Genomic DNA, 14,808 nt, shown 5'->3' on the forward strand with positions numbered 1-14,808 from the left:
TCGGATCCATCGTGGAGAACCTGATTGCGCTGCTGATCGCGGCGCCCCTGCTCGGAGCGGCCGTCCTCCTGGTCGGCGGCCGGCGCCTGGACGCCGTCGGCCACTGGCTCGGCACCCTGCTCGCGGCCGCCTCCTTCGGGATCGGCCTGGTCCTCTTCGCCGACCTGCTCGGCAAGGGCGCCGAACACCGCACGCTCGTCCAGCACCTGTTCAGCTGGATCCCGGTGGCCGGCTTCCAGGCCGACGTCACCTTCCGGCTCGACCAGCTGTCGATGACGTTCGTACTGCTGATCACCGGCGTCGGCTCGCTGATCCACCTGTACTCCATCGGGTACATGGCGCACGACGAGCGGCGCCGCCGCTTCTTCGGCTACCTCAACCTGTTCCTCGCGGCGATGCTGCTGCTGGTCCTCGCCGACAACTACCTGCTGCTGTACGTCGGCTGGGAGGGCGTCGGTCTCGCCTCCTACCTGCTGATCGGCTTCTGGCAGCACAAGCCCAGCGCCGCCACCGCCGCGAAGAAGGCGTTCCTGGTCAACCGCGTCGGCGACATGGGCCTGTCGATCGCGATCATGCTGATGTTCACCACGTTCGGCACCTTCGCCTTCGGCCCGGTCCTCGCCCACACCGGCGACACCGGCGAGGGCAAGCTCACCGCCATCGCCCTGATGCTGCTGCTCGCCGCCTGCGGCAAGTCCGCCCAGGTGCCGCTCCAGTCCTGGCTCGGCGACGCGATGGAGGGCCCGACCCCGGTCTCCGCCCTCATCCACGCCGCCACCATGGTCACCGCGGGCGTCTACCTCATCGTCCGCTCCGCGGCGATCTTCAACGCGGCGCCCGACGCGCAGCTCGTCGTCACCGTGGTCGGCGCGGTCACCCTCCTGTTCGGCGCCATCGTCGGTTGCGCCAAGGACGACATCAAGAAGGCGCTGGCCGGCTCGACCATGTCGCAGATCGGCTACATGGTGCTGGCCGCCGGACTCGGCCCGATCGGCTACGTCTTCGCGATCATGCACCTGGTGACGCACGGCTTCTTCAAGGCCGGGCTGTTCCTCGGCGCGGGCTCGGTCATGCACGGCATGAACGACGAGGTCGACATGCGCAAGTACGGCGGCCTGCGCAAGTACATGCCGGTCACCTTCATCACCTTCGGCCTCGGCTACCTCGCCATCATCGGCTTCCCGGGCCTGTCCGGCTTCTTCTCCAAGGACAAGATCATCGAGGCGGCCTTCGCCAAGGGCGGCACCCAGGGCTGGATCCTCGGCGGCACGGCCCTGCTCGGCGCGGCCATCACGGCGTTCTACATGACGCGCGTGATGCTGATGACGTTCTTCGGCGAGGAGCGCTGGCGCGACCGGCCCACCGCCTCCCCGGCCGAGCCCGACGTGGAGCCGGCCGCCGAGGAGCGCGGCGCGCACAGTGAGCCGCACCCGCACGAGTCGCCCAAGGTCATGACGATCCCGATGATCGTGCTGGCCGTCGGATCGGTCTTCGGCGGCGCGTTCTTCAGCATCGGCGACCGCTTCCTGCACTGGCTGGAGCCGGTCACCGGGCACAGCGAGGGCGACTCGCCGCTCAGCGCCGCGACCGTCACCGGCGCCACCATGGTCTGCCTGGTGGTCGGCGTCGCCCTCGCCTGGTTCCAGTACGGCCGCAAGCCCGTCCCGGCCGTCGCCCCGCGCGGCTCGCTGCTCACCCGGGCCGCCCGGCGCGACCTGCTCCAGGACGACTTCAACCACGTCGTCCTGGTCCGCGGCGGCGAACACCTGACGCGGTCGCTGGTCTACGTCGACCACACCCTGGTCGACGGCGTCGTCAACGGCACCGCGGCCTCCATGGGCGGCCTGTCCGGGCGGATGCGCCGGCTCCAGAACGGCTTCGCGCGCTCCTACGCGGTCTCGATGTTCGGCGGCGCGGCACTCCTGGTCGCCGCGACCCTGCTGATGAGGGCGGTCTGATACCGATGTCCTTTCCCCTGCTGACAGCGACGGCGGTGCTCCCGGCCCTCGGGGCCGTCGCCACGGCCGCCGTACCGGCCGCCCGACGCACCGCCGCCAAGTGGCTCGCGCTGCTCGTCTCGCTGGCCACGCTCGCCCTGGCGGTCACCGTCCTGGTCCGCTTCGACCCGGACGGCGCCCGCTTCCAGCTCACCGAGTCGCACTCCTGGATCGCGGCCTTCGGGGTCCGCTACGAACTGGGCGTGGACGGCATCGGCGTGGCGCTCGTCGCGCTGACGGCGCTGCTGATGCCGTTCGTGATCCTGGCCGGCTGGAACGACGCCGACCCCCTGGAGACCGGCAGCCGCCGCTGGCGGCCGACCCAGGGCTTCTTCGCGCTGATCCTGGCCGTCGAGGCGATGGTGATCATCTCCTTCGAGGCCACCGACGTCTTCCTCTTCTACATCTTCTTCGAAGCCATGCTGATCCCGATGTACTTCCTCATCGGCGGCTTCGGCGACCGCGCCCACGAGCACGGCGAGGAGACGGCGGCCACCCAGCGGTCCTACGCGGCGGTGAAGTTCCTGCTCTACAACCTGGCCGGCGGTCTGATCATGCTGGCCGCGGTGATCGGGCTGTACGTGGTCGCCGGGAACTTCTCGCTCGCCGAGATCGCCCAGGCCCGCGCCAGCGGCTCGCTGCACATGGCGACCAACACCGAACGCTGGCTGTTCCTCGGCTTCTTCTTCGCCTTCGCGGTCAAGGCCCCGCTGTGGCCGCTGCACACCTGGCTGCCCAACGCGATGGGCGAGTCCACCGCCCCGGTCGCCGTCCTGATCACGGCGGTCGTGGACAAGGTGGGCACCTTCGCGATGCTCCGCTTCTGCCTCCAGCTCTTCCCCGAGGCCAGCAAGTGGGCCACGCCCGTGATCCTGGTCCTCGCCCTGATCAGCATCATCTACGGGGCGCTGCTGGCGGTCGGCCAGCGGGACATCAAGCGCCTGATCGCCTACGCGTCGATCTCGCACTTCGGCTTCATCATCATGGGCATCTTCGCGATGACCAGCCAGGGCCAGTCCGGCGCGACGCTCTACATGGTCAACCACGGCATCTCGACGGCCGCGCTCCTGCTGGTCGCCGGCTTCCTGATCTCCCGGCGCGGCTCCCGGCTCATCGCCGACTACGGCGGCGTCCAGAAGGTCGCGCCGGTGCTGGCCGGCACATTCCTGATCGGCGGTCTGGCGACGCTGTCGCTGCCGGGCCTCGCGCCGTTCGTCAGCGAGTTCCTGGTCCTGGTCGGCACGTTCACCCGGCACCCGGCCATCGGCATCATCGCCACCTTCGGCATCGTGCTGGCCGCGCTGTACACCCTCGTGCTCTACCAGCGCACGATGACCGGACCGGTCAAGCCGGAGGTCTCCGCGATGCCGGACCTCAAGGTGCGGGAGCTGGTGGTGGTGGCGCCGCTGATCGTGCTGCTGATCTTCCTGGGCGTCTATCCCAAGCCCGTGACGGACATCGTCAACCCGGCGGTCAAGCAGACCATGTCGGACGTACACCAGACCGATCCCAAGCCCGAGGTGGAGGCGGCCAAGTGAGCGCAGCAGCCGTCCACAGCCTGTGGACAACCGCGGCCGACCCGATCTCGAAGATCGAGGCGCCGAAGATCGAGTACGGGCAGCTCTCGCCCACCCTGATCGTCGTCGGCGCGGCGATCGTCGGGGTGCTCATCGAGGCGTTCGTCCCGCGCAAGTCCCGTTACTACGCACAGGTGTTCGTCTCCGCCGTCGCGCTCTGCGCCGGCTTCGCCGCGGTGGTCGCGCTGGCCGCCGACGGATACGGCACCACCAAGGCGCACATCGCGGCGATGGGCGCCATCGCCGTCGACGGTCCGTCGCTGTTCCTCCAGGGCACCATTCTGCTCGCCGGACTGGTCGGCCTGTTCACCTTCGCCGAACGGCGCCTGGACCCCGAGGCGCACGGCAACCGCGTCGACTCCTTCGCCGCACAGGCATCCTCGGTGCCCGGCAGCGACGCCGAGAAGGCCGCGGTGCGGGCCGGGTTCACCACCACCGAGGTCTTCCCGCTGCTCCTGTTCGCCGTCGCCGGCATGCTGGTCTTCCCCTCGGCGAACGACCTGCTGACCCTGTTCGTGGCCCTGGAGATCTTCTCCCTGCCGCTCTACCTGCTGTGCGCGCTGGCCCGCCGCAAGCGGCTCATGTCGCAGGAAGCCGCGGTCAAGTACTTCCTGCTCGGCGCGTTCGCCTCCGCCTTCACCCTGTTCGGCATCGCCCTGCTGTACGGCTACGCGGGCTCGGTGTCCTACGCCGCGATCGGCCGCGTCGTCGAGGGCAACGTCACCAACGTCGACCCGGCGCTCGCCGACACCATGGGCAACGACGCGCTGCTGCTGATCGGCGCCGCGATGGTGGTCATGGGCCTGCTGTTCAAGGTGGGCGCGGTGCCGTTCCACATGTGGACGCCGGACGTCTACCAGGGCGCGCCGACCCCGGTGACCGGGTTCATGGCGGCGGCGACCAAGGTGGCGGCCTTCGGCGCGCTGCTGCGGCTGCTGTACGTCGTGCTGCCGGGGCTGCGCTGGGACTGGCGGCCGGTGATGTGGGGCGTGGCGATCGTCACCATGCTGGTCGGCGCGATCGTCGCGATCACCCAGACCGACATCAAGCGGCTGCTGGCGTACTCGTCCGTCGCGCACGCCGGGTTCATCCTCGCGGGCGTCATCGCGACCTCGAAGGACGGCGTCTCCTCCGTCCTCTTCTACCTGGCCGCCTACTCCTTCGTGACGATCGGCGCGTTCGCCGTGGTCACGCTGGTGCGCGACGCGGGCGGCGAGGCGACGCACCTGTCGAAGTGGGCCGGTCTCGGCCGGCGCTCGCCGCTGGTGGCGGCCGTCTTCGCGGTGTTCCTGCTGGCCTTCGCGGGCATCCCGCTGACCAGCGGCTTCGCCGGGAAGTTCGCCGTGTTCAAGGCGGCTGCGGAGGGCGGCGCCGCGCCGCTGGTGGTGATCGGTGTGCTCTCCTCGGCGATCGCCGCCTTCTTCTACATCCGGGTGATCGTGCTGATGTTCTTCAGCGAGCCGCGCCCGGACGGCCCGACGGTGGCGGTGCCCTCGCCGCTGACCATGACCGCGATCGGCGTCGGCGTGGCGGTCACGGTGGTGCTCGGCGTGGCCCCGCAGTACTTCCTGGACCTGGCGAACCAGGCGGGAGTGTTCGTGCGCTGAGTCCGTCCCTCGGCGCGCGCGACGGCCCGGTTCCTCCCCTGCGGGAGGGCCGGGCCGTCGTACGTCCGGCCCTTCTGGCCCTTCCAGCCGTTCCGCGCGGCCGGCCGGGTGCGCCGCGTGTGGCGATTCTCGTACCGGCGGTCTGTGGATAACTCCGGGGGCTGTCGGTGCGGACCCCTATCGTGGAGGCAGTGGTCGAGGGACGACGCACGGGGGACGGGACGATGAGCGGGACGGGTGGTGGCACCGAGATGCCAGTGACGGACAGCGAGGCGCTGGCCACGCTGCACCGGGTCTTCGGATACGAGGCATTCCGGGGCGAACAGGAAGCGGTCATCGAGCATGTGGTGGCCGGCGGCGACGCCGTCGTCCTCATGCCCACCGGTGGCGGCAAGTCGCTGTGCTACCAGATCCCGGCCCTGGTCAGACCCGGCACGGGCATCGTGGTCTCGCCGCTGATCGCCCTGATGCAGGACCAGGTGGACGCCCTGCGCGCGCTCGGCGTGCGGGCCGGCTTCGTCAACTCCACCCAGGACTTCGACGAGCGGCGCGTGGTGGAGGCCGAGTTCCTCGCGGGCGAGCTGGACCTGCTCTACCTGGCGCCCGAGCGACTGCGCCTGGAGGGCACGCTCGACCTGCTCTCCCGGGGCAAGATCTCCGTCTTCGCCATCGACGAGGCGCACTGCGTCTCCCAGTGGGGCCACGACTTCCGCCCTGACTACCTCGCCCTGTCGCTGCTGGGCGAGCGCTGGCCGGACGTGCCGCGGATCGCCCTCACCGCGACCGCCACGCACGCCACCCACCAGGAGATCACCCACCGGCTGGGCATGCCGGAGGCCCGGCACTTCGTGGCCAGCTTCGACCGGCCCAACATCCAGTACCGGATCGTGCCCAAGGCCGACCCCAAGAAGCAGCTGCTGGCCTTCCTGCGCGCGGAGCACCCGGGCGACGCGGGCATCGTGTACTGCCTGTCGCGCAACTCGGTGGAGAAGACGGCGGAGTTCCTGTCGGCCAACGGCGTCGACGCGGTGCCGTACCACGCCGGTCTGGACGCCAGGACGCGCGCCGCGCACCAGTCCCGGTTCCTGCGCGAGGACGGTCTCGTCGTGGTCGCCACGATCGCCTTCGGCATGGGCATCGACAAGCCGGACGTGCGCTTCGTCGCCCATCTGGACCTGCCCAAGTCGGTCGAGGGCTACTACCAGGAGACCGGCCGCGCAGGACGCGACGGCCTGCCGTCCACGGCCTGGATGGCCTACGGCCTCAACGACGTCATCCAGCAGCGCAAGCTGATCCAGTCCGGCGAGGGTGACGAGGCGTTCCGCCGCCGGGCCGCCGCCCACCTCGACTCGATGCTCGCGCTGTGCGAGACCGCCCAGTGCCGGCGCGGACAGCTCCTCGTCTACTTCGGCCAGGAGCCGGGGGCGGCCGGCTGCGGCAACTGCGACACCTGTCTGACCCCGCCCGAGACCTGGGACGGCACGGTCGCCGCCCAGAAGGTGCTCTCGACGGTGGTCCGGTTGCAGCGCGAGCGCGGGCAGAAGTTCGGCGCGGTGCAGATCATCGACATCCTGCTCGGCAAGCGCACCGCCAAGGTGATCCAGTTCGACCACGACCAGCTGTCCGTCTTCGGCATCGGCGAGGACCTGACCGAGGGCGAGTGGCGGGGCGTCGTACGGCAGCTGCTGGCACAGGGCCTGCTCACGGTCGAGGGCGAGTACGGCACGCTGACGCTGACCGAGGCGAGCGGCTCTGTGCTGCGGCGGGAGCGGGAGGTGCCGCTGCGCAAGGAGCCGAAGCGGCCGGCCGCCGCCAAGTCGGGCGCCTCGTCCGGCTCGGGGCGGGCCAAGGGCGCCAAGGCCGCGGTGGCCGAGCTGCCCGAGGCGCTGCTGCCCGCCTTCGAGGCGCTGCGCGCCTGGCGCGCCGAACAGGCCCGCGAGCAGGGCGTCCCGGCGTACGTCATCTTCCACGACGCCACGCTGCGCGAGATCGTCACGCTCTGGCCCGCCTCGGTGGCCGAGCTGGGCACGGTGGGCGGCGTCGGCGAGAAGAAGCTGAACACCTACGGCGAGGGCGTCCTCGGAGTACTGGACTCCCTGAACGCCCCGCCCGGCCCGGACGCCCCGAACCCGGCGCCGTCCGGCCAGGGGGCGGCGTCGTCCGCCTTGGACGCGGACCCGGCGGACCTGTGGCCCGACACGGAGCCCGAACCGGAGCCGGAGCCGGACTGGACGTAGCCGCCGTAGCCGCCGTAGCCGCCCAAGCCGCCCGGCGCGGTCAGCTCAGGGCGGTCAGGCCGGGTGCGAAGGTGATCAGCAGGGGCAGCAGCGGCACCAGCGCGGCGACGGTCGTCGTCAGGGCCCTGCGCCCGCGGTCCAGCCGGGGCGGCGGCTCCAGCAGCCGGTCCACCCGCTCGCCGAGCAGCCGGTGGCTGGAGGCGCAGGACAGCACCCCGCGGTGCTGGTTCAGCTCGATCAGGGCCAGGGCCGTGGTGAGGTGGCCGTGCCGGCGGGAGGCGGTGTCGTCGGCGGCCAGCTCGACCAGGCGGTGGGTCTGGTCGCAGAAGTGCGCGAAGAGCGGGACGCGCGGGAAACCGGTCGCCAGCGCGGTCGACAGGTGCAGCAGCCAGTCGTGGTGGGCGCGGGCGTGGCCGCGTTCATGGGCGAGGACGGCGTCGAGCTGGTGACCGGTGAGGCGGTGCAGGGCGCCGGTGGTGACGACGAGCTGCGGCGGGTGGCCCGGCAGCCACCAGGCGTCCGGGTACTCGTCCTCCAGCACCAGCATCGGGCCGCGGGCCGCGGGGAGCCCGGCGGGCAGGTCGGGGGCGCGCTCGCGCAGGTGGGCGCGGGCCAGGCCGCGGCGCCGGTGGGCCTCGGCGGCCTCCCGGCCGAGCATCGCCGTGGTCCAGGCCGCGCCGCAGGCCAGCAGCAGCGTGAGGACGGCGGCCCACACCGGGGCGGCCGACAGGTCGTAGGCGGCGGTCACGGCGGGCGGCGCGGGCGCGAACACCTGGTCGCGCACGGTGTGGAAGACGGCCGCCGCGCCGAGCACCAGGGCGGCCAGCGCGCACAGCAGCACGGTGGCGACCAGGCACTGCCACACCCACAGCGCGACCACGGGCTCCCGTTCGGGCCAGCCGGCCCGGGTCAGCGCGCGGGGGACCGGCACGGCCGTCGTCAGTGCGACGGCGCACAGCAGGAGCAGACAGACGGTCATGCCACGGACTCCGGTCCTGATCGGAGGGGGCGGATGTCGGGTGGTGCTGTGTGAGGCGGTGCTGAGAGGTGTTGAGCGGTGCTGAGAGGTGCCGCGGAGGGGCGTCCGGCCCCGGGACCGGCCCGGGGCCGGCCCCGCGTGCGGCCTGCCGTCAGTATGACGGTGCCGGACGCCGCGAGTCAGGACCCGAGGGCGGCCGAATCGCGCCCCCGGGCCGCCGACCCCGTCACGGTGGAGCCGTGACGCTCACGCCGTGACGATCACGCCGTGACGATCCGGCCCGTCACCTCGCCGAGCCCCACCCGCGTGCCGTCCGGGCCCGGCGCCCAGGCCGACAGCGTCACCACGTCGCCGTCCTCCAGGAACGTCCGCTTGCCGTCCGGCAGTTCGAGCGGCTCCCGGCCGTTCCAGGTCAGCTCCAGCAGCGAGCCGCGCTGCGCCGGCTCGGGTCCGCTCACCGTGCCCGAGCCGTACAGGTCTCCGGTGCGCAGCGAGGCGCCGTTGACCGTCATGTGGGCGAGCTGCTGCGCGGCCGTCCAGTACATGGTGGAGAACGGCGGCTCGGACACCGTGTGCCCGTTGATCGCGACGGAGATCCGCAGGTCGTAGCCGCCGGGCCCGTCCGCGGCGTCGTCCAGGTAGGGCAGCAGCGGATGCGTGCGCCGCGGCGGGGCCACCCGCGCGTCCTCCAGCGCGTCCAGCGGAGTGATCCACGCCGACACCGACGTGGCGAACGACTTGCCGAGGAACGGGCCGAGCGGGACGTACTCCCAGGCCTGGACGTCGCGCGCCGACCAGTCGTTGAGCAGGCAGAGCCCGAAGACGTGCTCGCGGAAGCTCTCCAGCGACACCGGCCGCCCGGTCCGCGACGGCACGCCCACCACGAAGCCGACCTCGGCCTCGATGTCCAGCCGCACGGAAGGTCCGAACACCGGCTCGGGGTCGGCGGGGCCCTTGCGCTGGCCGGCCGGGCGCACCACGTCGGTGCCCGAGACCACCACCGTGCCCGAGCGGCCGTGGTAGCCGATCGGCAGGTGCTTCCAGTTGGGGGTGAGGGAGTCGGCGGCGTCCGGGCGGAAGATCTGGCCGACGTTGCGGGCGTGGTTCTCGGAGGCGTAGAAGTCGACGTAGTCGGCGACCTCGAAGGGCAGGTGCAGGGTGACCGAGTCGAGCGGGTGCAGGAACGGCGCGACGGTCTCCTGGTGCGCGGGCACCGTCACCCACGCGGTCAGCGCGCGGCGCACGTCCGACCAGGCGGTGCGGCCGGCGGCCAGCAGCGGGTTCAGGGTCGGCCGGGCCAGCAGGGCGGCGTACGGCGAGCCGAGCGCCAGGGCCGCGGCGCCCGCGTCCAGGACGTGGTCGCCGAGCCGGACGCCGACGGTCCTCTCCTGCGATCCGGCGCGGGAGAAGACACCGTAGGGAAGGTTGTGCGGACCGAAGGGGTCGCCCTCGGGGACCTCGAAGGGGGGCATCGGTACTGCCTCTCTTTCGTCTGCCGTGCGTGCCGTGCGGGTCGGGCCGCACTCGGGTGGTCGGGCCACACGTTACGGGGACGCCGGCGGTTTCCGGCAGTGTCTAAAGAGTTTGCAATGTCCCAATTGGCCTTGTCGGAGCGCCTAATTCCGGCTTAGCGTCCTTTGGGCGCGGACGGGCTGAACCGCTCCGCAGGACACGTGGGGGGACCCGTGGCCAGGAGAACCGTCGGCGTGCCGTTCGAGGCCGACCCGGACGTGCCGGGGCTCGTCGTCAAGTTCGGCGACTACCCGCTGCACCACGGCGGGGTGGGGGCGATCCGCAGCCTGGGCCGGGCCGGCGTCCCCATGTACGCCGTCACCGAGGACCCGTACACCCCGGCGGCCGCCTCCCGGTACCTCCGACGCGCGTTCGTCTGGCCGACCAGCGGCACGGAGGACGCGGGCCGCCTGGTGGAGGGTCTGCTGCGGATCGCCCGCCGGATCGGCCGCCCGGCCGTCCTGGTGCCCACCGACGAGGAGGCCGCCGTCCTGATCGCCGAGCACCGGGGCGCGCTCGCCGGCCCCTTCCTCTTCCCGCCCGTCGAGCCCGGCCTGCCGCGCCGCCTGGCCAGCAAGCAGGGGCTGCACGAACTGTGCGTGGAGCACGGCGTGCCGAGTCCGGCGGCCGCCTTCCCGGGGTCGTACGACGAGATCGCGGCGTTCGCCGAGACGGCCCGCTTCCCGGTGGTGGTCAAGAACCGCGAGGCGTTCGTGCGGCGCAGCCGGCCGGCCGTGCACGGCACCACCCGGGTCGCCACCCGTGCGGGGCTGCTCTCGCTCGCCCGCGACTGGGGCGAGCGGCCCGGCGTGATCCTCCAGGAGTACCTGCCGCGCGAGCAGGCCGAGGACTGGATCGTGCACGCCTACTTCGACCGCGACTCCACCCCGCTCGCCCTGTTCACCGGCGTCAAGGTGCGCTCCTGGCCGCCGCACGCGGGCATGACGGCGAACGCGTACGTGGTGGACAACCCCGAACTCGCCGACCTCGCCGCGCGGTTCGTCAAGCAGATCGGCTTCACCGGGATCGCCGACCTCGACCTGCGCTTCGACCGGCGCGACGGGCGGTACAAGCTGCTGGACTTCAACCCGCGCGTGGGCGCCCAGTTCCGGCTGTTCGAGAGCGAGGCGGGGGTGGACGTGGTGCGCGCCATGCACCTCGACCTGACCGGGCGGCGCGTCCCGGAGGGGGAGCAGCGGGCCGGCCACCGCTACGTCGTGGAGAACATCGACCTGCCCGCCTGGCTCGCCTACCGGCGCAGCGGCTACACCACCCCGCACGCCCCGGCGCGGGCGAGCGGGACCGAGCTGGCCTGGCTGGCGGGCGACGACCCGATGCCGTTCCTCACGATGCTCGCCCGCTTCGTACGGCCGGGAGCCCGGCACCTGTACCAGCTGTGGCGCACCAGCCGACGCGGCGGCGGCCCGTCCGGCACGGGCGCCTGAGCGGACCTATGCGGATGCGGTCATCTCGCCCGGGACGAGCGGGGGTTGGCCGGTGCGCGGGGGTCCGTGCGCGCGGGGGCTGGCCGGTGCGAGGGGGTCCGTGCGCGCGGTGGTTCCGGGGGCGCCCGGGGTGCGTGCTCGCGGTGGTTCCGAGGGTGCCGGAGGTCCGTATTCTCTGATCATGGCCGCTCCCCCTCCCCCCGCGTACGCCCTCATCGCCACCGACCTGGACGGAACGCTGCTGCGCGGCGACGACACCGTGTCCGAACGCTCCCGTGCCGCGCTCGCCCGGGCGGCGGCGGTCGGCGCCCGGCACCTCGTGGTGACCGGACGGCCCGCGCCGCGGGTGCGGCCGCTGCTGGCGGCCCTCGGCGGGCCGGGGCTGGCGGTGTGCGGCCAGGGCGCCCAGCTCTACGACGCCGTGGCGGACCGGCTGCTGTGGTCGGTCACCCTGGACCGGGAGACGGCCGAGACCGCGCTCGGCAAGATCGAGGCCGAGGTGGGGGAGGTGTACGCCGCGGTCGACCAGGACGGCGTGGACGGGCTGACCCTGATCGAGCCCGGGTACCGCATGCCGCACCCGACCCTGCCCGCCCGGCGGGTCGAGCGGCGCGACGAGCTGTGGCGGGCGCCGATCAGCAAGGTGCTGCTGCGCCATCCCGCCCTGAGCGACGACGAGTTGGCGGCGGCGGCCCGGGGCGTGGTCGACTCGCTGGCCACGGTCACCATGTCGGGGCCGGGGACCGTGGAGCTCCAGCCGTGCGGCATCACCAAGGCGACCGGTCTCGCGCTGGCCGCTGAGCACCTCGGGCTCGGCCGGGAGAGCGCCCTCGCCTTCGGCGACATGCCCAACGACATCCCGATGTTCCGGTGGGCGGCCCGGGGCGTCGCCATGGCCAACGCCCACCCCGAACTCCTGGCGGTGGCCGACGAGGTCACCACGTCGAACGAGGACGACGGCATCGCCGTCGTCCTCGACCGGTTGTTCGCCTGAGGCGGGCCGGGCCGCTGGGGGCGGCCCGGCCGGGCTCGGTCAGTACGCGCTGTAGACGTTGTCGATCGAGCCGTAGCGCGCCGCGGCGTAGTTGCAGGCGGCGGTGATGTTCGCGACCGGGTCGTAGATGTCGAACGACGTGCCGGCCACGTGGTACGTGTTGAACGTCGGCTGGATCACCTGGAGCAGGCCCTTGGACGGGATGCCCTTGGCGGCGTTGGAGTCCCAGAGGTTGATGGCCAGCGGGTTGCCGGAGGACTCGCGGATGATGTTGCGGTGGATGCCGTTGTAGGAGCCCGGGATGCCCTTCTCGGCCATGATCGCCAGGGACTCGCGGATCCAGCCGTCGAGGTTGTTCGGGTACGAGACCGAGCTGACGGCCTTGGTGGTGGCCGGGGCCGCGGAGGCGCTGGTGGCGCCGATCAGCGGGACGGCGAGGACGGCGGCACCGGTGCCGCTGACGGCGAGGGTGCGCAGGATGCGGGCGGTACGGGTACGGCGCTGACCGTTTGCGGCCATGGGGGACTTCCTCTCCGTCGCCTGCGAGGTGAGCTGTCGGGTTCGGGCGGGGAGGTGCCCGGCCGCGCCCCGAAGGGCACGGCTTCACCCCGAGCCGTTCCGGCGCGGCGTACGACGTAGGACGACGTACGGCGCTCCGGCCCGGCGACTTACCTGGGTCCCCCGCTCCTGCCATGGGTGTCGGTTCGTTGGATTCGGGCGGCGGCAGGATTCGGCGTTCCGCCCGACTGGCCCGGAACGTATGCGAGAGCACATGTCCAGAACAAGTGCCGAAACCACACCTCGTCCTAATTGACCTTGGTCTGGGGCGTTTGGGATGCTTGATCCTTTGCATTCGCCAAGAGTCAACTGGCTTGCCGGGAACGGGAAAGCGGGGTGTCGCGACGGGCCGGGGTGAGGGGACCCCGCGTGACTCAAGTCACGGTTTGCCGGGCGGGAGGGCAATAACGGCTAAGCGGAATTGGGATGCCAATACGGTTAAATCGGGCCATGGCACTCACGTATGTGACGGTCGTCACTTCTGGTGACGTCCTGGCCCTGGCGTACGTGTGTACCTGTGGGCATGTGTGCGAGGGAGGGCGACCGCAGTACGGGAGGAGCGAGTCGATATATATCTGTTCATACCTGGCGATGAGATGTATATCGGGCGCGATCCGATACCGCCTGGCCTGTAGAGGTGGGCACTGGCGGTGATCGAAACCTGACCGGATACGCTGACTTGAGTGATGGCAGCGACCTATCGACAAACCGTGTAATCGCCAGCAGACACCAGCAGACAGGAGACACCTCGTGACCGTCGTCGGGCCATTCGGGCTGAGCGTGCGGGACCAGGCTGTCGAAGCCGATGTCCAGGCCGGGTTGACGGCTGTCGAGGAAGGGTTGCTCGAAGCCACCAAGAGCGAGGTCCCCTTCATCACGGAGGCCGCGCAGCACCTCGTCAAGGCGGGCGGGAAGCGGTTCCGGCCCCTGCTCGTCATGCTCGCGGCGCAGTTCGGCGACCCCTACGCGCCCGGGATCGTGCCCTCGGCCGTGGTCGTGGAGCTGACCCACCTGGCGACGCTCTACCACGACGACGTCATGGACGAGGCCGCGGTGCGCCGCGGGGTGGCCAGCGCGAACACCCGCTGGGCCAACTCGGTCGCGGTGCTGACCGGCGACTTCCTGTTCGCCCGCGCCTCCCAGATCCTCGCCGACCTCGGTCCCGAGGCGGTCCGGGTACAGGCCCTGGCGTTCGAGCGGCTGGTCACCGGCCAGATCCTGGAGACCGCGGGACCCCAGGACGGCCGGGACCCGGTCGACCACTACTTGGACGTCCTGGCCGGCAAGACGGGCTCGCTGGTCGCCGTCTCCTGCCGGTTCGGCGCGATGATGTCGGGTGCCGACGAGACGGTCGTGGACGTGCTGACGCAGTACGGCGAGCGGCTCGGCGTCGCCTTCCAGCTCGCCGACGACGTCCTGGACATCGCCTCCGACTCGCACGAGTCCGGCAAGACGCCCGGCACCGACCTGCGCGAGGGCATCGCGACCCTGCCCGTGCTGCGGCTGCGCGAGCGCGCGGCGCGGCTGGGACTGGCCGAGGACGTCGCCCTGTGCGAACTGCTCGCCTCCGACCTCGCCGACGACGCCCGGCTCGCCGAGGCGCTGGCCGCGCTGCGCGCCCACCCGGCCCTCGAACAGGCCCGCCGGGACACCGTGCGCTACGCCGAGGAGGCGCGCGCGGCGCTGGCCCCGCTGCGGGAGTGCGACGCCAAGGCGGCGCTGCTCCAGCTGTGCGACGCGGTGGTGCACCGGGCCGGCTGACGCCGCCCGCACCCCCCCGCCTCCCGGTGCTCGTCGTCCGGTCCCCTAGGGGACAGGGCGGCGAGGCCCCTGGATGTCATACCCCAGTCGTATGCGCGGTTGCCTCCGCGGGCTGACGTATCTTCGCCGCCGATTTGGTCG

Annotated in this window: 10 protein-coding genes and 1 riboswitch; of the genes, 7 read left to right on the forward strand and 3 right to left on the reverse strand. The window is 71.9% G+C overall.

Annotated features, from left to right (window positions below; genetic code table 11):
- The first annotated feature begins 11 nt into the window (after positions 1-11).
- The 4 genes from nuoL to recQ all read left to right on the forward strand — a co-directional run bounded on the left by nuoL (position 12) and on the right by recQ (position 7,418).
- Positions 12-1,958 carry an NADH-quinone oxidoreductase subunit L gene (nuoL, locus tag ABEB07_RS37400; RefSeq protein ID WP_345672510.1) on the forward strand — a complete coding sequence of 649 codons (1,947 nt, stop codon included), beginning with the start codon at positions 12-14 and terminating at the stop codon, positions 1,956-1,958.
- A gap of 5 nt (positions 1,959-1,963) precedes the next feature.
- Positions 1,964-3,535, forward strand: a complete 1,572-nt coding sequence (locus tag ABEB07_RS37405; RefSeq protein WP_345672511.1) for an NADH-quinone oxidoreductase subunit M — start codon at positions 1,964-1,966, stop codon at positions 3,533-3,535.
- The gene (nuoN, locus tag ABEB07_RS37410) at positions 3,532-5,181 is read left to right on the forward strand and encodes an NADH-quinone oxidoreductase subunit NuoN (protein WP_176150092.1); all 1,650 of its coding nucleotides are present in this window, start codon (positions 3,532-3,534) and stop codon (positions 5,179-5,181) included. Before ABEB07_RS37405 ends, nuoN begins: the two co-directional genes overlap by 4 nt.
- Positions 5,182-5,432: 251 nt before the next feature.
- Entirely contained in the window at positions 5,433-7,418 is a 1,986-nt protein-coding gene (gene recQ / locus ABEB07_RS37415; RefSeq protein WP_345672512.1) for a DNA helicase RecQ, read from the forward strand.
- 40 nt (positions 7,419-7,458) lie between these two features.
- On the opposite strand, the gene ABEB07_RS37420 is transcribed toward recQ, so the two are convergent.
- Together ABEB07_RS37420 and fahA are read right to left on the reverse strand one after the other, a co-directional pair.
- Positions 7,459-8,397 (reverse strand): M56 family metallopeptidase, encoded by a 939-nt coding sequence (locus tag ABEB07_RS37420; RefSeq protein WP_345672513.1) that lies wholly within the window; start codon positions 8,395-8,397, stop codon positions 7,459-7,461.
- A gap of 260 nt (positions 8,398-8,657) precedes the next feature.
- Positions 8,658-9,869, reverse strand: coding sequence for a fumarylacetoacetase (gene fahA / locus ABEB07_RS37425; protein ID WP_176150094.1), 1,212 nt, complete (start codon positions 9,867-9,869; stop codon positions 8,658-8,660).
- A gap of 234 nt (positions 9,870-10,103) precedes the next feature.
- Between fahA and ABEB07_RS37430 the strand changes: the two genes are divergently transcribed.
- Positions 10,104-11,354, forward strand: a complete 1,251-nt coding sequence (locus tag ABEB07_RS37430; protein WP_345672531.1) for a carboxylate--amine ligase — start codon at positions 10,104-10,106, stop codon at positions 11,352-11,354.
- Positions 11,355-11,535: 181 nt separating this feature from the next.
- Positions 11,536-12,348, forward strand: a complete 813-nt coding sequence (locus ABEB07_RS37435; protein ID WP_345672514.1) for an HAD family hydrolase — start codon at positions 11,536-11,538, stop codon at positions 12,346-12,348.
- A 39-nt stretch (positions 12,349-12,387) separates the two neighbouring features.
- On the opposite strand, the gene ABEB07_RS37440 is transcribed toward ABEB07_RS37435, so the two are convergent.
- Positions 12,388-12,867 carry a transglycosylase SLT domain-containing protein gene (locus ABEB07_RS37440; RefSeq protein ID WP_345672515.1) on the reverse strand — a complete coding sequence of 160 codons (480 nt, stop codon included), beginning with the start codon at positions 12,865-12,867 and terminating at the stop codon, positions 12,388-12,390.
- A 5-nt stretch (positions 12,868-12,872) separates the two neighbouring features.
- Positions 12,873-13,063, reverse strand: a riboswitch (cyclic di-AMP (ydaO/yuaA leader).
- Positions 13,064-13,656: 593 nt separating this feature from the next.
- On the opposite strand from ABEB07_RS37440, the gene ABEB07_RS37445 reads away from it, so the two are divergent.
- Positions 13,657-14,667 (forward strand): polyprenyl synthetase family protein, encoded by a 1,011-nt coding sequence (locus ABEB07_RS37445; protein ID WP_345672516.1) that lies wholly within the window; start codon positions 13,657-13,659, stop codon positions 14,665-14,667.
- Positions 14,668-14,808: the final 141 nt, after the last annotated feature.

The sequence above is a fragment of the Streptomyces similanensis genome (assembly GCF_039543625.1).
Lineage (GTDB): Bacteria > Actinomycetota > Actinomycetes > Streptomycetales > Streptomycetaceae > Streptomyces > Streptomyces similanensis.